We start from the raw sequence: 17,900 nt of genomic DNA on the forward strand, positions 1-17,900 counted from the left end.
AGCATGAAACACGGTTCCCCTCTCGCACGGCTGGCCCGCACACTGGCCCTGCCGATCTCCCTGGCCGCCGGGCTCGCCCTGGGCACGGCCGCGCACGCCCAGGACAAACCGGACATCGTCATCGGCGGCTCCATCCCCATGAGCGGCGTCTTCGCCTTCGCCGGCGTGGGCATCCACGCGGGCATCGGCGACTATGTGAAGATGCTCAACGAGGCCGGCGGCATCGAGGGCCACAAAGTCCGCTACGTCCCCGAGGACACGGCCTACAAGGTGGACGTGTCCGTGGCCGCCTTCAAGAAAATCACCAGCCAGAACGAGGTCCACCTCTACTACGGCGATTCGACCGGCTTTTCCAAGACCATCAACCCGGAGCTCAACCGCCTGGGCAACATCCTGATGACGGGCGCGTCCTTCGCCTCGGAAATCAACGATCCCAAGGCCTTCCCCGCCCAGTTCCTGGTCGGCCCGGACTACACGGAAATGTTCGGCATCCTGCTGCGCTACATCGCCCAGGAAAAGCCCGGCGCCAAGGTTGCCTTCGTCTACTCGGACACGGAATTCGGCCGCGATCCGATCGAGAAATCCAGCGCCGCCGCCCAGGCGCTGGGGCTGACGGTGGCCGCCACCATCATGACGCCGCCGGGCAGCGTGGACGTCTCGACGGAAGTGCTCAAGCTGCGCCGCGCCAATCCCGACTACACCATCTTCCACGGCTACGTGCTGGCGCCCATCCCCGAGTTCGTCTCGCAAGGCCGCCAGATGGGCCTGAAGACCAAGTACATGGGCACCTTCTGGACCATGGACAACTCCACCGTCATGAAGATGGGCGAGAACGCCGACGGCTTCATGGGCGTCATGCCGTTCCGCTACTACTACGACGATGCGCCCGATGCCCCGATGCTGCAGAAAATCCGCGCACTCCGGCCAGAGTACCAGAGCACCGCCTACATGCAGGGCTTCCTGTCGGCCATGCTGCTGACCGAAGCCGCCAAGCGCACGCTGGCCGACGGCAAACCCCTGACGACCGCCAACCTGAAGGCCAGCCTGGAATCCATCCAGAACTTCGACACGGGCGGCATCATCGGCGTGCCGATCAGCGTCAAGGGCAACTCCCTGCCTTACGGCCGCATCTACCGCGCCGACGTCAGCCAGCAGAAAATGGTCCCGGCCTCGGACTGGATCGTCCTGGACTGAACCGCCATGGCCCCGCACGCCTCTCCTCCCGCCGATACCGCCCCTCTCCTCGACATCCAGAACATCGAGGTGGTCTACAACAAGGCGGTCCAGGTGCTGCGGGGCCTGTCCCTGGCCGTGCCGGCCGGGCGGGTGGTCGCGCTTCTGGGCAGCAACGGCGCGGGCAAGACCACGACCCTCAAGGCGGTTTCCCGCCTGCTCGAGCTGGAGGACGGCGCCCTCGTCAAGGGGCGGATCACATTCGCGCAGCAGGACACCGCCGCCTTGCCGCCCCAGGCCCTGGTGCACGCCGGCATCAGCCACGTCATGGAAGGCCGCCGCGTCTTCGAAGACCTGAGCGTCGAGGAAAATCTGGTGGCCGCCACCTACGCCTTGTCCGGGCGGCGCGCCGCCCGGCCGGAATTCGACCTGGTCTACGCGTATTTCCCGCGCCTGCACGAACGCCGCCGCAGCCTGGCAGGCTACCTGTCGGGCGGCGAACAGCAGATGCTGGCCATCGGCCGGGCGCTGCTCGCCCGCCCCGCCCTGATGCTGCTGGACGAACCCTCGCTGGGCTTGTCGCCCATGCTGGTCGAGGACATCTTCACCATCATCGCGCGCATCAACGCGGAGCAGGGCACGGCCATGCTGCTGGTCGAGCAGAACGCCTCGGTCGCCCTGGCGGTCGCCGACTACGCCTACATCATGGAATCCGGCAAAGTCGTGATCGACGGCCCGGCCGAGCCCCTGGCCGGCAATCCTGACGTGCGGGAGTTCTACCTGGGCGTGGGCGGCGCCGGCGAAACCCGCAGCTTCCGCGACCTCAAGCACTACAAGCGCAGAAAGCGCTGGCTTTCCTGATGAGCCGCCCATGACCACGCCCCTGGAACTCCCCGCCCTCACTCTGCCGCAGATGCTGCGCGAACAGGCGGCCCGCATTCCGGACCGCATCGCCATCCGGCAAAAGGACTTCGGCATCTGGCAGCCCTGCTCCTGGCGCCGGTACTGGGAGCGGTCCTGCCACGTCGGGCTGGGCCTGGAAGCGCTCGGCCTGCCCGCCGGCGGGCACGTGGGCATCCTGTCGGAGAACCGCATCGAATGGGTGCTCGGCCAGATGGGCGCCGGCGTCATCGGCGCCGTGGCCGTGGGCCTGTATCCCACCAGCCCCGCCGCCGAAATCGGCTACGTCCTGCGCCACGCCGACGTGTCCGTGGTCATCTGCGAAGACCAGGAGCAGGCCGACAAGGTTCTGGAATGCCGGGCGCAACTGCCCGGCCTGAAGCGCATCGTGGTCATCGAAACCAAGGGCCTGCGCAATTTCGGTCCCGAGGACCGCGCGCTGATCGCGACCTATGCCGAACTCGAGGCCGAGGGCGCGCGCCGGTTCGCAGCCGGACCGGGCCGCATCGAGGCCGCGCTCGCCCGGCAGCGGCTGGACGACATCGGCCTGATGATCTACACCTCCGGCTCCACAGGCAAGCCCAAGGGCGCCATGATCTCGTACCGCAACATGCGCGCCGTGGCGCCCGGCATCATCGACCGGCTGGGCCTGGGCGCCGACGAGCGGCACCTGTCGTACCTGCCGCTGTGCCACGTGGCCGAGCAGATGCTGACCACGTTCGTGCCGATCTATACCGGCGCCCAGATCAATTTCGGCGAATCCCTGCGCACCGTCCAGGAAGACCTGCGCGAAGTCGCGCCGACCCTGTTCCTGGGCGTGCCGCGCATCTGGGAAAAACTGCACGCCTCCATCACCATCAAGATGCTGGAGGCCCGCCCCTGGGCGCGCGCACTGTACCGGCATGCCCTGCGGGCCTGCACGCCCTTCGCCTGGCGCTCGGCGCGTCAGCGCACCCTGCGGCAGCGCTGCATCCACGCCTTCTGGTCCCTGCTGATCTTGCGCGCCCTGCGCAATTTCATCGGACTGCGTCAGGCGCGCATCGCCCTGACCGGCGCCGCACCCATCCCCCGCAATATCCTGCACTATTTCCGCATCCTGGGCATCCCGCTGGTGGAAGTCTACGGCCTGACCGAAAGCACCGGCATGATCCTGGGCCAGCACCCCGACCGGATCGTGCCCGGCACCGTCGGCGAACCGATCCTGGGCGTGGAACACCGCCTCGGCGAGGCCGGCGAACTGCTGATCCGCGGCGATATGGTCTTCGAGGGTTATTACAAGGATCCGGGGCAGTCGCGCGCCGCCCTACGGGACGGCTGGCTGCTCACCGGGGACGTGGCGGCCGAGGAAAACGGCGCGCTGCGCATCCTGGACCGCCTCAAGGACATCATGATCACATCCGGCGGCAAGAACCTGACGCCCACGGAAATCGAGAACGCCGCCAAGTCCAGCCCCTACGTGAAGGAATGCATCGTCATCGCCGACGGGCGCAAGTACGTGACGGCGCTGATCCAGATCGAATTTGATACCGTCTCCAAGTGGGCGGAAACCCGGGGCCACGCCTTCACGCACTTCCGTTCCCTGGCCGAGCACCCGGCGGTCCTGGAGCTGATCCAGGCGGAGATCGACCGCGCCAACGCCGACCTGGCTTCCGTCGCCCGGATCAAGCGCTTCCACCTGCTGACCAAGGAACTCGACCACGACGACGGCGAAGTCACCGCCACCATGAAAGTCCGGCGCGCCAGCATCTACCGTCTTTACGCCGAGCAGATCGAGGCCCTGTACGCATGAAATCCGCCCTTGAAACCCTCCCCCCCGATGCGGATACCCGCACCCGGATCATCCTGACGGCCGGGCGTCTGTTCCACCGGCACGGATATGAACGCACCACCGTGCGCGAACTGGCCGATGCGGTCGGCCTGAAGTCGGGCAGCCTGTTCCACCACTTCCGCAGCAAGGAAGAGATCCTGGTCGCCGTCATGGCCAACGGCATCCAGTCGGTCATCGACGAAGCCCGCGCCCTGCTGGCCCGCAACCACGACCCCGCCGCGCGCCTGGAGGGCATGCTGCGCCTGCACATGCACAGCATCATCAGCGGGGTGGGCGGCGACGCAATGCACGCCATGATCTACGAATGGCGCAGCCTGTCGCCCGAAGCGCGCGAACCGATCCGCACGCTCAGCGAAGCCTACGAACAACTATGGCATCAGGTCATCGACGACGCGGTCGCCCACGGCCTGGCCCGGGGAGACCCGGTCATCCTGCGCAAATACCTGCTGGCCGGCCTCAATTCGACGGTCCGCTGGTACCGGCCCGATGGCCGCCTGGCGCCGGAAGCCTTCATCCAGCAGCTCCGGCAGGCCGCACTTCCGGATCTGCAGCCCGACTCCTGAGGTTCGACGACCATGCCCACTTCCTCCATCCGGCTCGACATCGAGAGCGCGTGCGCCTTCATTACTTTCGACCGCCCCCAGACCCTGAACGCCATCGACAGCGCCGGCGCCCATGCTTTCGGGGATGCCATCGCCCGGATCGCCGCAAACCCCCGGATCCGCGCCGTGATGCTGCGCGGCGCGGGGCGCGCCTTCATGGCGGGCGGCGACGTAAGCGCCATCCGGGCAGCACCGCAGGCCATCGGCCCGGCGCTCATTGATCCCCTGCACGCCGCCCTGTCGGCCCTGGCCCGGCTGCCGGTCCCCGTGCTGGCCTGCGTCCACGGCGCCGTGGCCGGAGCGGGCCTGAGCATCCTGCTGGCCGCCGATCTGGCCATTGCCGCGGACGACAGCCGCTTCACACTGGCCTATGCACGCATCGGCGCCAGCCCGGATGCCTCGGCCACCTGGCACCTGCCGCGCATCGTGGGCCTGCGCAAGGCCATGGAACTGGCGCTGCTGTGCGAACCCCTGGATGCCCGGCAGGCCCTGCAGCTCTCCATCGTCAACCGCGTCGTGCCGGCCGCCGAGCTGCAGACGCAGGCCGTGGCCTTGCTGCGGCAGTTGGCCGATGGCCCCACCGATGCCCTGGGCCGCACCAAAGCGCTGCTGCGGGCCTCTCTTTCCCGCAGCCTGGAGGGCCAGCTCGATGCCGAACGCGCCGCCTTTCTGGCGGGCGCCGGCACCCAGGACTTCCGCGAAGGCCTCGATGCCTTCCTCGAAAAACGGCCCCCGGTCTTCATCGGCCGCTGAAGACCGGCCCCAATATCCGCACCCAGGAATCCCCCATGCCAGAAGCTGTCCTCATCGATGCCATCCGCAGCCCTTTCGGGCGCCGCCTGGGCGCCTTGCGCAACATCCGTCCCGACGCCCTGCTGGCCACTCTGGTCGATCGGATGCTGCAACGCCAGCCCGCCGCGCGCATCGACGATCTGATCGTCGGCTGCGTCAGCCAGGCGGGCGAGCAGGGCGCCAACATCGCCCGCCAGGCCGCCCTGCTGTCGGGCCTGGGCGAACACGTTCCGGGCGTCACGCTCAACCGCATGTGCGGCTCCAGCCAGCAGGCCGTGCACTTCGCCGCCCAGGCCGTGGCGGCCGGCGATGCGCACTACATCCTGGCCGGCGGGGTCGAAAGCATGTCGCGCGTGCCCATGTTTACCGACCTGACCTTGGGCCGCGCGGACTTTGCCGGGTTCGACCGCCTGAATCCCGACCTGCTGGCGCGCCACCCGCTGATCCACCAGGTGGAAAGCGCCGAACGGATCGCCGAGCACTGGAATCTGGACCGCCAGGCGCTGGACGACTATGCTCGCGCCAGCCACGCGCGCGCCTGGGCCGCCGCACAGGAGGGCCGCCATGCGGAACTGCTGCCCTGGCCGGGCGAGGACGCCGACGGCCGCCCCATCGACCTGGCTCGCGACGAAGGCATCCGCCCCGCGACCGACCCGGCGCGTATGGCGGCCATGGCGCCCGTGTTCCGCCCGGTCGGCGAAGGCCGGATCACCGCCGCCAATGCCAGCCAGATCGCCGATGGCGCGGCCTTGGTGCTGGTCGGAGGCCACGAGCAGGCTTTGCGCGACGGTCTGCGCCCCCGGGCGCGCTTCCGCGCCCGCGTGGCCATCGGCTCGGATCCGGTCATGCAACTCGACGGCGTGATCCCGGCCACCCACGAGGCCTTGCGGCGCAGCGGGCTGTCCATCCGCGACCTGGACTGGATCGAAATCAATGAAGCTTTCGCCAGCGTGGTACTGGCCTGGGGCCGGGCGTTTCCCGAAGGCCTGGAGAAGGCCAACCCCTGGGGCGGCGCCATTGCGCACGGCCACCCGCTGGGCGCCACCGGCGCCGGTCTGATGGGCAAGATGCTGTGCGGCCTGGAAGCCACGGGCGGCGCGCTCGGCCTGCAACTGATGTGCATCGGCCACGGGATGGCGACCGCCACGATCATCGAGCGGCTGTGAGGCGCGTTCGCGGATGAGCCGTTCCGGGCGGACTGCGGATTGCAGCCGGTTGCGGCGCGGCCCGCCCCGAACGCACGGGCTTACGCCACCGTCAGTTTGACGTCGATGTTGTTGCGCGTGGCGTTGGAATACGGGCACACGACGTGCGCCTTCTGCACCAGGCCTTCCAGCGTGGCCCGATCCACGCCGGGCGCGGAGATCTTCAGTTCCACGGCAATGCCGAAACCGGTGGGGATGGGGCCGATGCCCACGGACCCCCCGATTTCGGTGGCGTCGGGCAGCTTCACGCCTTCCTTGCCGGCCACCAGCTTCAACGCGCCCAGAAAGCATGCGGAATAGCCCGCCGCGAACAGTTGCTCGGGGTTGGTGCCGTCGCCGCCGGCGCCGCCCAGTTCCTTCGGCGTGGACAGCTTGATGGCCAGGCGGCCGTCGGACGACTTGGCACTGCCTTCGCGACCGCCGGTGGCCGAAGCGTGGGCCGTGTAGAGAACGTTTTCGACTGTCATGCTTGAACTCCTTGTGGTGCGATGCCAGGAACACCGCCGGCACCACGATCGGCGGCGTCCCGTAAACGGGCCGGTCAGTCCGGCGCCGTAGGATTTTCCAGAGCGGCGGACGCGGCCAACAAGTGTGCGCGCAGTTCTTCCAGCTCGGCCTTCAACACCCGGGCATGGTCGGGCGTACAGCCCGTGGCGCACAGCACGCCCTCGGGGATGCCGCCGGCGCGGCGCCAGAGTTCGCGCCCAGTCTGCGTCAGCGTCACTCGTACCTGGCGCTGGTCTTCGTCCGAGCGATCCCGATGCAGCAGGCCCATCGCCTGCAAGCGCTTGAGCAACGGCGTGAGCGTGGCCGAATCCAGATACAGGCGCTCGCCCAACGCCGTGACCGTCGATCCGTCGGCTTCCCACAGAACCAACATCACCAGGTACTGCGGATAGGTCAGGCCCAGGCCGGCCAGGTGCTTTCGGTAGATCTTGCCCATCGCCAGTTGCGCCGAATACAACGCAAAGCACAACTGCGCATCCAGCGCCAATTGGACGGGCGGCTTGTCGGCGGCAAGGGGAAGGAGGGCATTCATGAGACCCATTTTATATAGCATGCTATTTAATAGCAAGCTATATCATCAGCCTATTCTGGCACCATGCGCTTGCAGGCGCCGGCGGCCGGGCCGGCACACCGCTTCCGCCCGTCTCCCGTCACGCAGGCTGGAAAACGGGATAGTCCGTGTAGCCTGCTTCCCCGCCGCCGTAGAAAGTGGCGGGATCCGGTTCGTTCAAGGGCAGATCTTCCCGGATGCGCGTCGGCAGATCGGGATTGGACAACGCCATCCGGCCCACCGATACCATGTCCGCCAAGCCCGCATCCAGATCGGCAGACAGGGACTGCCGGTCGCGCCCCGGCCGGTTGACGATCAGCACGCCCGGCCACAAGCGGCGAATTTCCCGCAGCAAGGCCTCGTCCCGTCCTTGAACCACATGCAGGTAGGCCAACTCCAGCGGCGCCAGTTGCGTCACCAGGTGATGATACAGATCCGCGCGCTCCGGACCTTCATCGATACCGCCCAGCGCACTGCCGGGCGACAGGCGCAGCCCCGTGCGGGCGGCCCCGATCCGGTCCGCCACCGCCGCCGCCACCTCGAAGGCGAACCGCGCGCGATTCTCGATGGACCCGCCGTAGGCGTCCGTGCGCACATTGGCATTGGGGGCCAGAAACTGCTGGACCAGATAACCGTTGGCGCCGTGGAGCTCGACCCCGTCCGCTCCGGCCTCCACCGCCCGTTCAGCGGCAGCGGCGAAATCTTCGATCGTCCGCACGATGTCGGCCGACGTCATGGCGCGCGGTACCGGCACATCCCTCATGCCCGAGGCCGTGGGTATCCGGACATTCGCCGCAACCGCCGATGGCGCCAGGGCCTGCCGGTGATGAAGCGTATTGTCCGGATGGGACATCCGGCCGGCATGCATCAACTGGATGAACACCCGTCCGCCCGCCGCATGCACCGCCTCCACCACCCGACGCCATCCGGCCACATGCGCGGCCTCGTGCAGGCCCGGGGTATTCGCATAGCCCTGGCCATCGGCAGAGGGTTGTGTGCCTTCCGTGATCAGCAGGCCCATCGATGCCCGCTGCGCATAGTACACAGGCGCCCATTCACCCGGCGTGCCATCGTCTTGCGCGCGGCTGCGCGTCATCGGCGCCTGAACCAGGCGGTTGCCCAGCACCCGATGGCCCAGCCGGACCGGATCCCACAATGTCGTCATTTCAGAAACTCCCCACGTCAACAATCATCGAACCATGGACGCATCCCTGGCCTACGGCGCCACTATAGATCGTTCCAGATACGGGGAAGAAGGCATAAAATCCATACAGATCGTCTCATACATGGAACACTTATGGATCTCACGGCCCTGAAGGCATTCGACCTGGTCGCTACGCATGGCGGCTACGGCAAGGCCAGCCGCGCCAGCGGATGCGCCAAGGCCACGCTGTCGCGCCGGATCATGGAACTGGAACACCGGAAGGGGGTGCGCCTCATCGAACGCGGCGCGCGCACGCTCCGGCTCACCGAAGAAGGCGCCGCCCTGCATGCGCGCACGCATGGATTGCTCAGCGATCTGGCCGACGCCGTCGAATCCATTCACAGCGGCGGCCGGCAACCTCGCGGCACCGTGCGGGTCAGCGCGCCCGTCCTGTTCTCCCATACGCTGCTCGCCCCGCTGGCCGCCGAGTTCACCCGCCGGTACCCCGGCATCACGCTCGAGATACGCGCGGAGGACCGGCGCGTCGATCTGGTCGAAGACGGTTTCGACGTCGCTATCCGGGTCAATCCGCCCGCCGACTCGCTGCTCGTGGGGCGCTGCTTCGCCCGCGACCGCATGCTGCTGACCGCACCGGCCGGCTTGCGGCTGCCGCGCCGCGCCGCCACCCCCCCCGAAATCCCCGCCGTCGTCCTGGCCAACGCCTCCGGCGGAACCCCCTGGACCTTCCAGCACGGCAAGACCACCCGCACCGTCACGCCCGCGCCGCGCCTCGTTCTGTCTTCCCTGCTCATGGTCCGCGATGCCGTGCGCGCCGGCGCGGGCGCGGCGCTGCTGCCCCAATCCATGACGCGGCCCGGCCCCGCGACCGAGGGCTTGAAAATCTGGGGCATCGTACCGGACCGCCCGGTCGAACTCTGGGCGCTGCACAGCTCCCGGCGGCTGACCAGTTCCCGCGTCACCGCCTTCATCGATTTCCTCTGCGAACAGTTCCCGGACCGGTGGCTGTAGGCCCGCCGTCCCCGGGAAGGCAACGATACACTGCCCCATCCATCCGGGAGAACACCACCATGACCGATCACATCGACTGCGTCGTCATCGGCGCCGGCGTCGTCGGGCTGGCCGTGGCGCGCGCCTGCGCCCGGACCGGCCTGGAAACCCTGACGCTCGAAGCCGAGGCGGCCATCGGCACCGCCACCAGCGCACGCAACAGCGAAGTCATTCACGCCGGCCTCTACTACCCGCGCGGCTCGCTCAAGGCCCGGCTGTGCGTCCAGGGCCGCCAGGCCCTGTACGACTATTGCTCCTCTCATGGCATCGCCCACCGGCGCTGCGGCAAGCTCATCGTCGCCACCGACGACGCCCAGATCGACGCCCTGCGGCGCATCGCCGCCGCAGCTCACGCCAACGGCGTGCGCGACCTGCGCCAACTGGACGCCGCCCAGGCGCAGGCGCGGGAACCCGCGCTACGCTGCGTGGCCGCGCTGGAATCGCCCTCCACCGGCATCATCGACAGCCACAACCTGATGCTCGCCCTGCAGGGCGATCTCGAAGCCGCCGGCGGCCTGCTGGCCCTGCGATCCCCCGCCCTGTCCGGCCGGGTCTTGAAAAACGGCGGCGGCATCCTGCTGCGCATCGGCGGCGACGAACCCATGGAACTCATCGCCCGCCGCGTCGTCAACTGCGCCGGCCTGCACGCCCAGGCCGTCGCGGCCGCGCTCGACGGCCTGCCGCCCGGCAGCATCCCCGCCGGCCGCTACGCCAAGGGCAATTACTACGCATTGTCGGGCAAGGCCCCGTTTTCCCGCCTGATCTATCCCGTCCCGGAGCCCGGCGGCCTGGGCGTGCACCTGACTCTGGACCTGGGCGGACAAGCCCGTTTCGGCCCCGACGTCGAATGGATCGACGGCATCGACTATCGCGTGGATCCCGCCCGCGCCGACGGCTTCTACGCCGCGATCCGCCGCTACTGGCCCGGCCTGCGCGACGGCGCCCTGCACCCCGACTATGCCGGCATCCGCCCCAAGCTGATCGTGCCCGCGGGCCAGGACGCCGACTTCCTCATCCAGGACGTCCGGGCGCATGGCGTCCCCGGCCTGGTCAACCTGTACGGCATCGAATCCCCCGGGTTGACCGCCTGCCTGGCCATCGCCGACGAGGTCACGCAACGGCTGGCATGATGCGCGGCACGGTGCATAATCATGGCAATATCCCCCACCTTCTTCACAGGAACCCGACATGATCCGCGAGATGGCCCATATCACCGTGAAACCCGGCACCCAAGCCGACTTCGAGGCCGGCGTGCGCCAGGCGCTGCCGCTCTTTCACCGCGCCCGGGGCTGCAAGCGCGTCGAACTGCACCACATCATCGAACAGCCCGGGCAATACGTGCTGATGGTGTACTGGGAAACCCTGGACGATCACATGGTCCACTTCCGCCAGTCGGCAGATTTCCAGGCCTGGCGCGGCCTGGTCGGGGGGTTCTTTGAAAAGGCGCCGGAGGTGGTGCATTCGGAGGTGGTGGTGGAAGGATAAGGGAATGGCAATCAAGGGACGACGGCCCTACCCAAAAAGGGAAAGACCACCAACGCCCCGGTCCGAAGACCCGCTTTGCGCGTGCAGCAACGTCCCTGGCCCTCATCTCACTTCCCGATGCAGAAGGATTTATTGAGTCGTATCTTTCTGATTTTAAATAATATTTAAAGATGACGTTGAGCTACTTGGACCTATTCTTGGACCCAAAACCGATACGTGTCTCTTGATGGACGTGCGTAAGCTCCCCCGTCAAGTAGACAGCGGCTGATAGAGTTTCGGAGCAAGGGTTAGCCGGATAACGCAGCCTGCGAGGGCTTCTTCGGACGACTGAAAACCGAGATGTACTACCACCGCGACTGGACTAAAGCGACGATTGGGGAATTCATGCAGGCGCTCGATGCTTATATCCGCTGGTATAACCAGCATCGGATCAAGCTCTCGCTTGGCGGCATGAGCCCTGTGGAGTACCGTCAGCACCTGGGAATTGCAGCATAATCAGTCCAACAAAATGTCCGCGCCCCCGGTGGGTCAGTATTACACCGACGCTGACACCTATCCGTCATCTCTGGTGTTCGGCTCACCGGCTGCCAGTTTTTTCACTGCTTTGTCGAAGTCACTTTCAAACAGGCGATCCTGCACAATTCTGTATTTCTCAAATTCGCTTTCCGCATGCGTCTGGGCAAGTTTCGCAGAAATCTTGCCGCTGTTCTGTAGCACTTCCCGTTCATCAAATTCGAGGAAGGCGTCCAGCCGCTTGGACCAGTCTTCCATGCTCATGGGAATCTTGCGGCGAGCACGATCCTCGGCCAGTTCCAGATAGGCGTTGACGATACGGCCCAACGAATCCAACTCGTCCTTGGTCAGGTAGTTCTTGGCCACGGCTACGTCGGTTTTCAGAATCTTTCCTTCGGGTGCGTTCGCCCAGGAAGTCAGCCCCATATGTGGCTTGCTGCTATCGGCCCGCTTGCGGATCAACTCTGCAGCAGTATGGCCGTGGATAGCGTAGTGCAGTTTGTTCTGTACTTTGGCGAAGAAGGCCTTGGTGGTCGGTGCGTCCTTGTTGTAGTCCACGCTGGTAGCATAGATGTCGGTGATCTTCTGGTAGAAGCGGCGCTCGTGAGGCGGGGTTGTCAGAAATTCCGTGTTTGAAGCGGGTTGAGCACTACACGGAAAGACGGCTGAATCGATCCTCATAGAGGATCGCGAACTGGTTCATGGCCTGCTTCCAGTCATGCGCGGATCGGCTCCATTTTGCCGTGATATTGCGCAGCGCCAGCCAGATCAGTTTAGCGGCGGCATCATCGCTGGGGAAATGCCCCCGAGTCTTGATGATCTTGCGCAGTTGCGAATTGATGTTCTCGATGGCGTTGGTGGTGTAGATCACACGGCGCACGGCCGGCGGGAAGGCAAAAAACGGAATCACCCGGTCCCACGCATTGCGCCATGCCGCGCTGACGGTCGGGAATTTCTGCCCCCAGGGACCGTCTGCAAAGGCCTCAAGTTCGGCCTGAGCAGCTTCGGCGCTGACGGCGGTATAGATCGGTCGGATGGCGGCAGCCAGCGCCTTACGGTCCTTCCAGCTCGCATAGTCCAGGCTGTTGCGGATCAGGTGAACGATGCAGGTTTGTAGCGTGGTGGCTGGAAAGACGGCTGCCAGCGCTTCGGGCATGCCTTTGAGGCCGTCGGTGACGGCGATCAGGATGTCGCACACGCCTCGAGTCTTCAGATCGTTGAAAACCTTCATCCAGAACTTGGCCCCTTCGGTGCCTTCGATCCACAGCCCCAGGATGTCACGGGTGCCGTCGGGCAGCACCGCCAGGGCCAGGTAGACGGCCTTGTTGCGCACGACCGCATCCTCGCGGATCTTGACCCGCAGGGCATCGAAGAACACCACCGGGTACATCGGTTCGAGCGGCCTGGCTTGCCAGGCGGTGACCTCCGCCATCACCTCATCGGTGACTGAGCTGATGAAGTCTGGTGAGACCTCAGTAGCGTACTGCTCCAGCAGAAAGCCCTGGATCTCGCGCACCGTCATCCCCCGGGCATACATGGCGACGATCTTGTCGTCAAAGCCCGTGAAGCGGCGTTCGTGCTTGGGGATCAGCAGCGGGGCGAAGCTACCATCGCGGTCGCGTGGCACTTCGATGCGGATCGGGCCGTCCTCGGTCAGCACGGTCTTGGCGCCCTTGCCATTGCGCTGGTTGCTGACCGCTGCCGGCTTGGCTGCCCCGGCCGGATAGCCCAGGTGATGGTTCATCTCACCGGCCAGGGCGCGTTCGATCAGCGCCTTCTTGAAGGCCAGCGATGCGGCATTGATGGCTTCGGCCGTCATCGGACCGTGACCGAACGACTCCAGCAACTCTGGAGCAATGGTCGGCAGCGCGGCTGGCTGGGTTCTTGGTTTGCGTGGCATAGACACTCCTTGGCGTCATGTTATGCCTCAAACACGAAATTAATGACAGGCCCGCTGAGGCGGATCTCGCGGATTTCAGCCAGCAGCCGCTCGAAGTAGTCCTCACCCAGGAAACTGCCGTTTTCCATGCGCAGACGATCCAGCACATAGCCCTTGATGGCGAACTCACGCAGGACGCCGGTCGCCCACTGGCGGAACTGCGTTGCGCGTAGGGAGTTGACCCGGTAGCCGACGGAGATGATGGCGTCGAGGTTGTAGAACTGGGTCTGGTAGTTCTTGCCGTCACTGGCAGTTATCCGGAATTTCCGGATAACTGCCTCCGCGGTCAGTTCCTGGCTGACAAAGATGTTCTTCAGGTGTTCGCTGACGGTGCGCACATCCACCCCGAACAGCTCAGCCATCAGCTTCTGCGACAGCCACAGGGTTTCGTCCTCATAGCGGGCTTCGATGCTCTGTTCGCCGGCCTGGCCAGTGAAGATCAGAAACTCGGCGGTGCTGTTGCGGATCAATTTTTTGTTACTCATACCAAGTATCTCCACGGGTCTGTACGTCGGCCACGGTGGCGTCTTCTGCGCCAGCTACTTTCTCCTGTTGCTTTTTCTGTGCAGGAGACTGGCCCAGCGCTACCAGATGTGCCGCTTCATCCCGCTTCAGGCGCGCGTTCTTCAGGGTGAGGGCCGGGTACTTGCCCAGAGTGAGCTTCTCGCGCTTGCCATCCAGCCGATAGCGATAACGCCAGACGATGCTGCCACTCGGCAGCACTTCAATGTACAACCCGCGGTCGTCGCTGACGATGTACGAGGCATCCTTGGGCTTGAGCGCCTTGAGCGCGGTATCTGTGAGAGACATGGACCCTCCTTTGGGTCCATGAAAGTCAAGAGTCAGGCTATTCGGTGAAATTGGACCCATATATGGACCCTAATAGCGACGGCTTTGACTGTATCACTGAATCAACCAGTAGACAAAAACTCATTATTTATGCGGGTTTCAGGCACGCGAGCAGACTTCAATGAACGTCCCTGGACCCCACCTCACTTCCCGATGCAGAAGCTGGAAAAAATCTCCCCCAGCAGATCATCGCTGGTGAACTGCCCCGTGATCCCGCACAGCGCCTCGTGCGCCAGGCGCAATTCCTCGGCGAACAGATCCAGCACCTGATCGCTGTGCGCCGCATGACCGGCGGCGGCCCGCAGGTGTTCGCGCGCCGCCTCCAGCGCCCGCACATGCCGTTCGCGCGCCAGCCAGGGGGACTCCGCCCCCGGTGTCCAGCCAGCGATGGCCAGCAACCGGTCGCGCAGCGCATCCAGGCCCGCGCCGGTGTGGGCGGAAATCAGCAAAGGGGCATCGTTTGCCGCCTTCCCCACGACGGGGCTTGATGCGCCAGCCGTCGCTGTGCAGCCTGCATGCCGCCCAGCCTCGCCCGGCACCACGCCGCCCAGCAAATCCACCTTGTTCCACACCCGCAGCACCGGCACCCCCGCCGGCAGCCGCCGCACAATGTCCGCGTCCAGCGGATCGTCCGGGTGCCGGGCATCCTGCAGGTGCAGGATCACCTGGGCGCGGGCAATCTCGGCCCAGCTACGTTCGATGCCGATGCGCTCGACCGTGTCCTCGGTCTCGCGCAGGCCGGCCGTATCCACGATGTGCAGGGGGATGCCCTCGATGTGGATCTGCTGCACCACGCGGTCGCGCGTGGTGCCGGCAATCGGGGTGACGATGGCGATGTCCTCGCCCGCCAGCGCATTCAGCAGGCTGGACTTGCCCACGTTGGGTTGGCCCGCCAGCACCACGTGCAGCCCTTCCCTCAGCACCAGGCCCTGGCGGGCGGTGCGCAAAACGCCATCCAGCGCCGCCGTCACCCCGCCCAGCCGCTCGGCGGCCTGGTATTTTTCCAGAAAGTCGATTTCTTCTTCCGGAAAATCCAGGGTCGCTTCGACCAGCATGCGCAGTTGCACAATACGCTCGCTCAGCGCATCGACCTCGGCGGAAAACGCGCCCGACAGGGACGCCATGGCGCTGCGCGCCGCCGCTGTGGAACTGGCTTCGATCAGGTCGGCCACGGCCTCGGCCTGGGCCAGGTCCAGACGGTCGTTCAGGAACGCGCGCTGCGTGAACTCGCCCGGTTGCGCCAGGCGCAGGCCGATGTCCGCGCCTCTCGCCAGACAGTCCTCCAGCACGCGCCGCAGCACGGCGGGGCCGCCGTGGCCCTGCAATTCCAGCACATCCTCTCCCGTGTAGGAATGCGGCCCGGGAAAGAACAGCGCCAGGCCTTCGTCCAGGGTCTCGCCGTGGCGGTCGCGAAACGGCAGGTAATGGGCATGCCGGGGACGCAGGGGCTGAGCGCAGAGCCTCTCGGCCCAGGCACCCAGGTCCGGGCCTGACACGCGGATCACGCCGATCCCGCCCCGGCCGGGGGCCGTGGCGATGGCAATGATGGGGTCGGTGGAAAAGGCGGTCATGCGTCACCAGGAACGGCTGTCGGGTTCACAAAAGCAAAACGGTGCCCCGAGGAGCACCGTTGCGCAGGCGGAGTCAGTCTACATCAGCTCGACGCCGAGGCCGCCTTCTCGCGGTCCAGCCGCAGCATGATGACGCGCTGCTGGATGATGGACACGATGTTGTTCACGCACCAGTACAGCACCAGGCCGGCCGGGAACAGGAACATCATCCCGCCGAACACCAGCGGCATGATCATCATGATCTTCGCCTGGGTCGGATCCGGCGGCGTCGGATTCAGCTTGATCTGCAGGAACATGGTCGCCATCATGATGGCCGGCAGGATGAACCAGGGGTCGCGCACCGACAGGTCGTGGATCCACAGGATCCAGGGCGCTCCGCGCATTTCCACGCTGCCCAGCAGCACCCAGTACAGCGCGATGAACACCGGGATCTGCACCAGCATCGGCAGGCAGCCGCCCAGCGGATTGATCTTCTCGGTGCGGTACATCTCCATCATGGCGGCGTTCAGCTTGGCCTTGTCGTCGCCGAATTTTTCCTTCAGGTGCTGCATGCGCGGGGTGACCAGCTTCATCTTGGCCATCGAGCGGTAGCTGGCGGCCGACAGCGGGTAGAACACCAGCTTGATCAGCAGCGTCAGCACCACGATGGTCCAGCCCCAGTTGCCCAGCAGCGCGTGCAGCCAGGTCATGAAGTGGAACATGGGCTTGGCGATGATGGTCACCCAGCCGTAGTCCACCACCAGTTCCAGGCCGGGGGCCACCTCGCTCATGGCCTCCTGGTCCTGCGGGCCCACCCACAGATCGGCCTCGACCGAACGCTGGGCGCCCGGGGCGATGGTGCCGACCGGCTCGATGGTGCGGATGGCATACAGGTTATTGGCCAGTGCCAGCGCCTGGTTGGTGCGCACCGTGCCCTGGGGCGGCACCCAGGCGGTGGCGAAATAATGCTGCACGATGCCGATCCAGCCGTTGTCGGCCTGCTGGATGTAGCCGCCCTTGCCCTTGGCGATGTCGTCGAAATGGACCTTCTGGAATTTCTCTTCCGACGAATACACCGCCGCGCCCGTGAAGGTGCTGTAGAAGCCCGAGGTGTTCGGGGGGTCGTTGCCGTCGCGCGTCAACTGGAGGTACAGCGAGGGATCGATCGGCTGGTCGCCCAGGTTGGTGATGTCGTGGCGTACGCGGATGTCATAGCCGTCGCGCGGCACGATGAAGGTCTTGACCACCCGCACCTGCCCGGCTGTCGCCTCGAAGGCGATCTCCAGGGTATCGCCCTTGACCACGGGTTCCGGCGTCACCAGAGAGAACGGCGTCAGGTGCGTCGGATACCCGCTGCCCTGCGGCGCGCCCACCACGCCGGTCTGGGCGACGTACGTGTCGCCCGGCTGGTCGTTCAGCAGGAACATCGGGCCGTCGTCGCCATCCAGGGATTTGTATTTCAGCAACTGGGCCTGCACCAGTTGGGCGCCGGTGGTGTCGAACGTCAGATCGTAGGCGTCGGTCTTGAGATGGACCTTGCGCCCTTCGGGCTCGGCGGATGCCCCCGGCACCGTCGCCGGTGTGCCGGGCTGGGCCGCCGCCGTCGGCACGCCGGCGGGCTGTCCGGCGGCGGGCGCCCCGGGATTGGACGGCTCCGCGGCGGGCGGCGTCAGGGAAAACAGCGACGGCTGGCCCTGGTAAACCTGCCAGTTGTTCCACAGCAGCAGCAGTGCGAAAGAGAAGATCATCCAGAGGATGGTGCGTCGAATGTCCATTGGCGCCTGTTTTTCGTATG

18 protein-coding genes and 1 pseudogene are annotated in these 17,900 nt (G+C 65.9%); 10 read left to right on the forward strand and 9 right to left on the reverse strand.

The annotated features are described in order from the left end of the window. Window positions 1-3 precede the first annotated feature (3 nt). From ABRZ00_RS05165 to ABRZ00_RS05190, 6 genes are read left to right on the forward strand one after another with little or no spacing between them, the layout of a single operon-like run. The gene (locus ABRZ00_RS05165) at window positions 4-1,194 is read left to right on the forward strand and encodes an ABC transporter substrate-binding protein (RefSeq protein WP_368642723.1); all 1,191 of its coding nucleotides are present in this window, start codon (window positions 4-6) and stop codon (window positions 1,192-1,194) included. A gap of 6 nt (window positions 1,195-1,200) precedes the next feature. Further along, on the forward strand, window positions 1,201-2,034 hold the full coding sequence (locus ABRZ00_RS05170; protein WP_368642722.1) for an ABC transporter ATP-binding protein: 834 nt from the start codon (window positions 1,201-1,203) through the stop codon (window positions 2,032-2,034). A 10-nt stretch (window positions 2,035-2,044) separates the two neighbouring features. Then, window positions 2,045-3,862 carry a long-chain fatty acid--CoA ligase gene (locus ABRZ00_RS05175; RefSeq protein ID WP_368642721.1) on the forward strand — a complete coding sequence of 606 codons (1,818 nt, stop codon included), beginning with the start codon at window positions 2,045-2,047 and terminating at the stop codon, window positions 3,860-3,862. Then, window positions 3,859-4,464 carry a TetR/AcrR family transcriptional regulator gene (locus ABRZ00_RS05180; protein ID WP_368642720.1) on the forward strand — a complete coding sequence of 202 codons (606 nt, stop codon included), beginning with the start codon at window positions 3,859-3,861 and terminating at the stop codon, window positions 4,462-4,464. Before ABRZ00_RS05175 ends, ABRZ00_RS05180 begins: the two co-directional genes overlap by 4 nt. 12 nt (window positions 4,465-4,476) lie before the next feature. Next, the gene (locus tag ABRZ00_RS05185; RefSeq protein WP_368642719.1) at window positions 4,477-5,256 is read left to right on the forward strand and encodes an enoyl-CoA hydratase-related protein; all 780 of its coding nucleotides are present in this window, start codon (window positions 4,477-4,479) and stop codon (window positions 5,254-5,256) included. Window positions 5,257-5,291: 35 nt separating this feature from the next. Continuing rightward, complete coding sequence (locus ABRZ00_RS05190; RefSeq protein WP_368642718.1) at window positions 5,292-6,461, forward strand: acetyl-CoA C-acyltransferase; 1,170 nt, start codon at window positions 5,292-5,294, stop codon at window positions 6,459-6,461. 80 nt (window positions 6,462-6,541) lie between these two features. Here the strand turns inward: ABRZ00_RS05190 and ABRZ00_RS05195 are convergent, their stop codons facing one another. The 3 genes from ABRZ00_RS05195 to ABRZ00_RS05205 all read right to left on the reverse strand — a co-directional run bounded on the left by ABRZ00_RS05195 (window position 6,542) and on the right by ABRZ00_RS05205 (window position 8,722). Then, window positions 6,542-6,967 carry an organic hydroperoxide resistance protein gene (locus tag ABRZ00_RS05195; RefSeq protein ID WP_368642717.1) on the reverse strand — a complete coding sequence of 142 codons (426 nt, stop codon included), beginning with the start codon at window positions 6,965-6,967 and terminating at the stop codon, window positions 6,542-6,544. Window positions 6,968-7,041: 74 nt separating this feature from the next. Then, entirely contained in the window at window positions 7,042-7,539 is a 498-nt protein-coding gene (locus tag ABRZ00_RS05200) for a MarR family winged helix-turn-helix transcriptional regulator (RefSeq protein ID WP_368642716.1), read from the reverse strand. 118 nt (window positions 7,540-7,657) lie between these two features. Next, on the reverse strand, window positions 7,658-8,722 hold the full coding sequence (locus ABRZ00_RS05205) for an alkene reductase (protein ID WP_368642715.1): 1,065 nt from the start codon (window positions 8,720-8,722) through the stop codon (window positions 7,658-7,660). Between the two features lie 132 nt (window positions 8,723-8,854). Between ABRZ00_RS05205 and ABRZ00_RS05210 the strand changes: the two genes are divergently transcribed. From ABRZ00_RS05210 to ABRZ00_RS05225, 4 genes and pseudogenes are all read left to right on the forward strand, one after another. Continuing rightward, a complete protein-coding gene (locus ABRZ00_RS05210; RefSeq protein ID WP_368642714.1) occupies window positions 8,855-9,730 on the forward strand; it encodes a LysR family transcriptional regulator in 876 nt (291 codons plus the stop codon). A 59-nt stretch (window positions 9,731-9,789) separates the two neighbouring features. Further along, window positions 9,790-10,899, forward strand: a complete 1,110-nt coding sequence (locus ABRZ00_RS05215; protein WP_368642713.1) for an NAD(P)/FAD-dependent oxidoreductase — start codon at window positions 9,790-9,792, stop codon at window positions 10,897-10,899. Between the two features lie 58 nt (window positions 10,900-10,957). Then, the gene (locus ABRZ00_RS05220) at window positions 10,958-11,254 is read left to right on the forward strand and encodes an antibiotic biosynthesis monooxygenase (protein ID WP_368639930.1); all 297 of its coding nucleotides are present in this window, start codon (window positions 10,958-10,960) and stop codon (window positions 11,252-11,254) included. A 291-nt stretch (window positions 11,255-11,545) separates the two neighbouring features. Further along, window positions 11,546-11,749 (forward strand): annotated as a pseudogene (locus ABRZ00_RS05225) (IS3 family transposase); the annotation flags it as partial. Between the two features lie 57 nt (window positions 11,750-11,806). Here ABRZ00_RS05225 and rhuM read toward each other — a convergent pair. From rhuM to yidC, 6 genes are all read right to left on the reverse strand, one after another. Next, entirely contained in the window at window positions 11,807-12,448 is a 642-nt protein-coding gene (gene rhuM / locus ABRZ00_RS05230) for a RhuM family protein (protein ID WP_368647856.1), read from the reverse strand. Then, the gene (locus tag ABRZ00_RS05235) at window positions 12,417-13,667 is read right to left on the reverse strand and encodes an IS256 family transposase (RefSeq protein WP_368641258.1); all 1,251 of its coding nucleotides are present in this window, start codon (window positions 13,665-13,667) and stop codon (window positions 12,417-12,419) included. Before ABRZ00_RS05235 ends, rhuM begins: the two co-directional genes overlap by 32 nt. A gap of 20 nt (window positions 13,668-13,687) precedes the next feature. After that, the gene (locus tag ABRZ00_RS05240; RefSeq protein ID WP_368642712.1) at window positions 13,688-14,191 is read right to left on the reverse strand and encodes a virulence RhuM family protein; all 504 of its coding nucleotides are present in this window, start codon (window positions 14,189-14,191) and stop codon (window positions 13,688-13,690) included. Continuing rightward, window positions 14,184-14,516 carry an Arm DNA-binding domain-containing protein gene (locus ABRZ00_RS05245; RefSeq protein ID WP_368642711.1) on the reverse strand — a complete coding sequence of 111 codons (333 nt, stop codon included), beginning with the start codon at window positions 14,514-14,516 and terminating at the stop codon, window positions 14,184-14,186. The genes ABRZ00_RS05240 and ABRZ00_RS05245 overlap by 8 nt, the downstream gene beginning before the upstream one ends. 182 nt (window positions 14,517-14,698) lie before the next feature. Continuing rightward, the gene (gene mnmE, locus ABRZ00_RS05250; protein ID WP_368642710.1) at window positions 14,699-16,126 is read right to left on the reverse strand and encodes a tRNA uridine-5-carboxymethylaminomethyl(34) synthesis GTPase MnmE; all 1,428 of its coding nucleotides are present in this window, start codon (window positions 16,124-16,126) and stop codon (window positions 14,699-14,701) included. A gap of 83 nt (window positions 16,127-16,209) precedes the next feature. Then, a complete protein-coding gene (gene yidC, locus ABRZ00_RS05255) occupies window positions 16,210-17,880 on the reverse strand; it encodes a membrane protein insertase YidC (RefSeq protein WP_368647857.1) in 1,671 nt (556 codons plus the stop codon). Between the last annotated feature and the right edge of the window lie 20 nt (window positions 17,881-17,900).

The organism is Castellaniella ginsengisoli, from assembly GCF_040955415.1.
Lineage (GTDB): Bacteria > Pseudomonadota > Gammaproteobacteria > Burkholderiales > Burkholderiaceae_B > Castellaniella > Castellaniella ginsengisoli.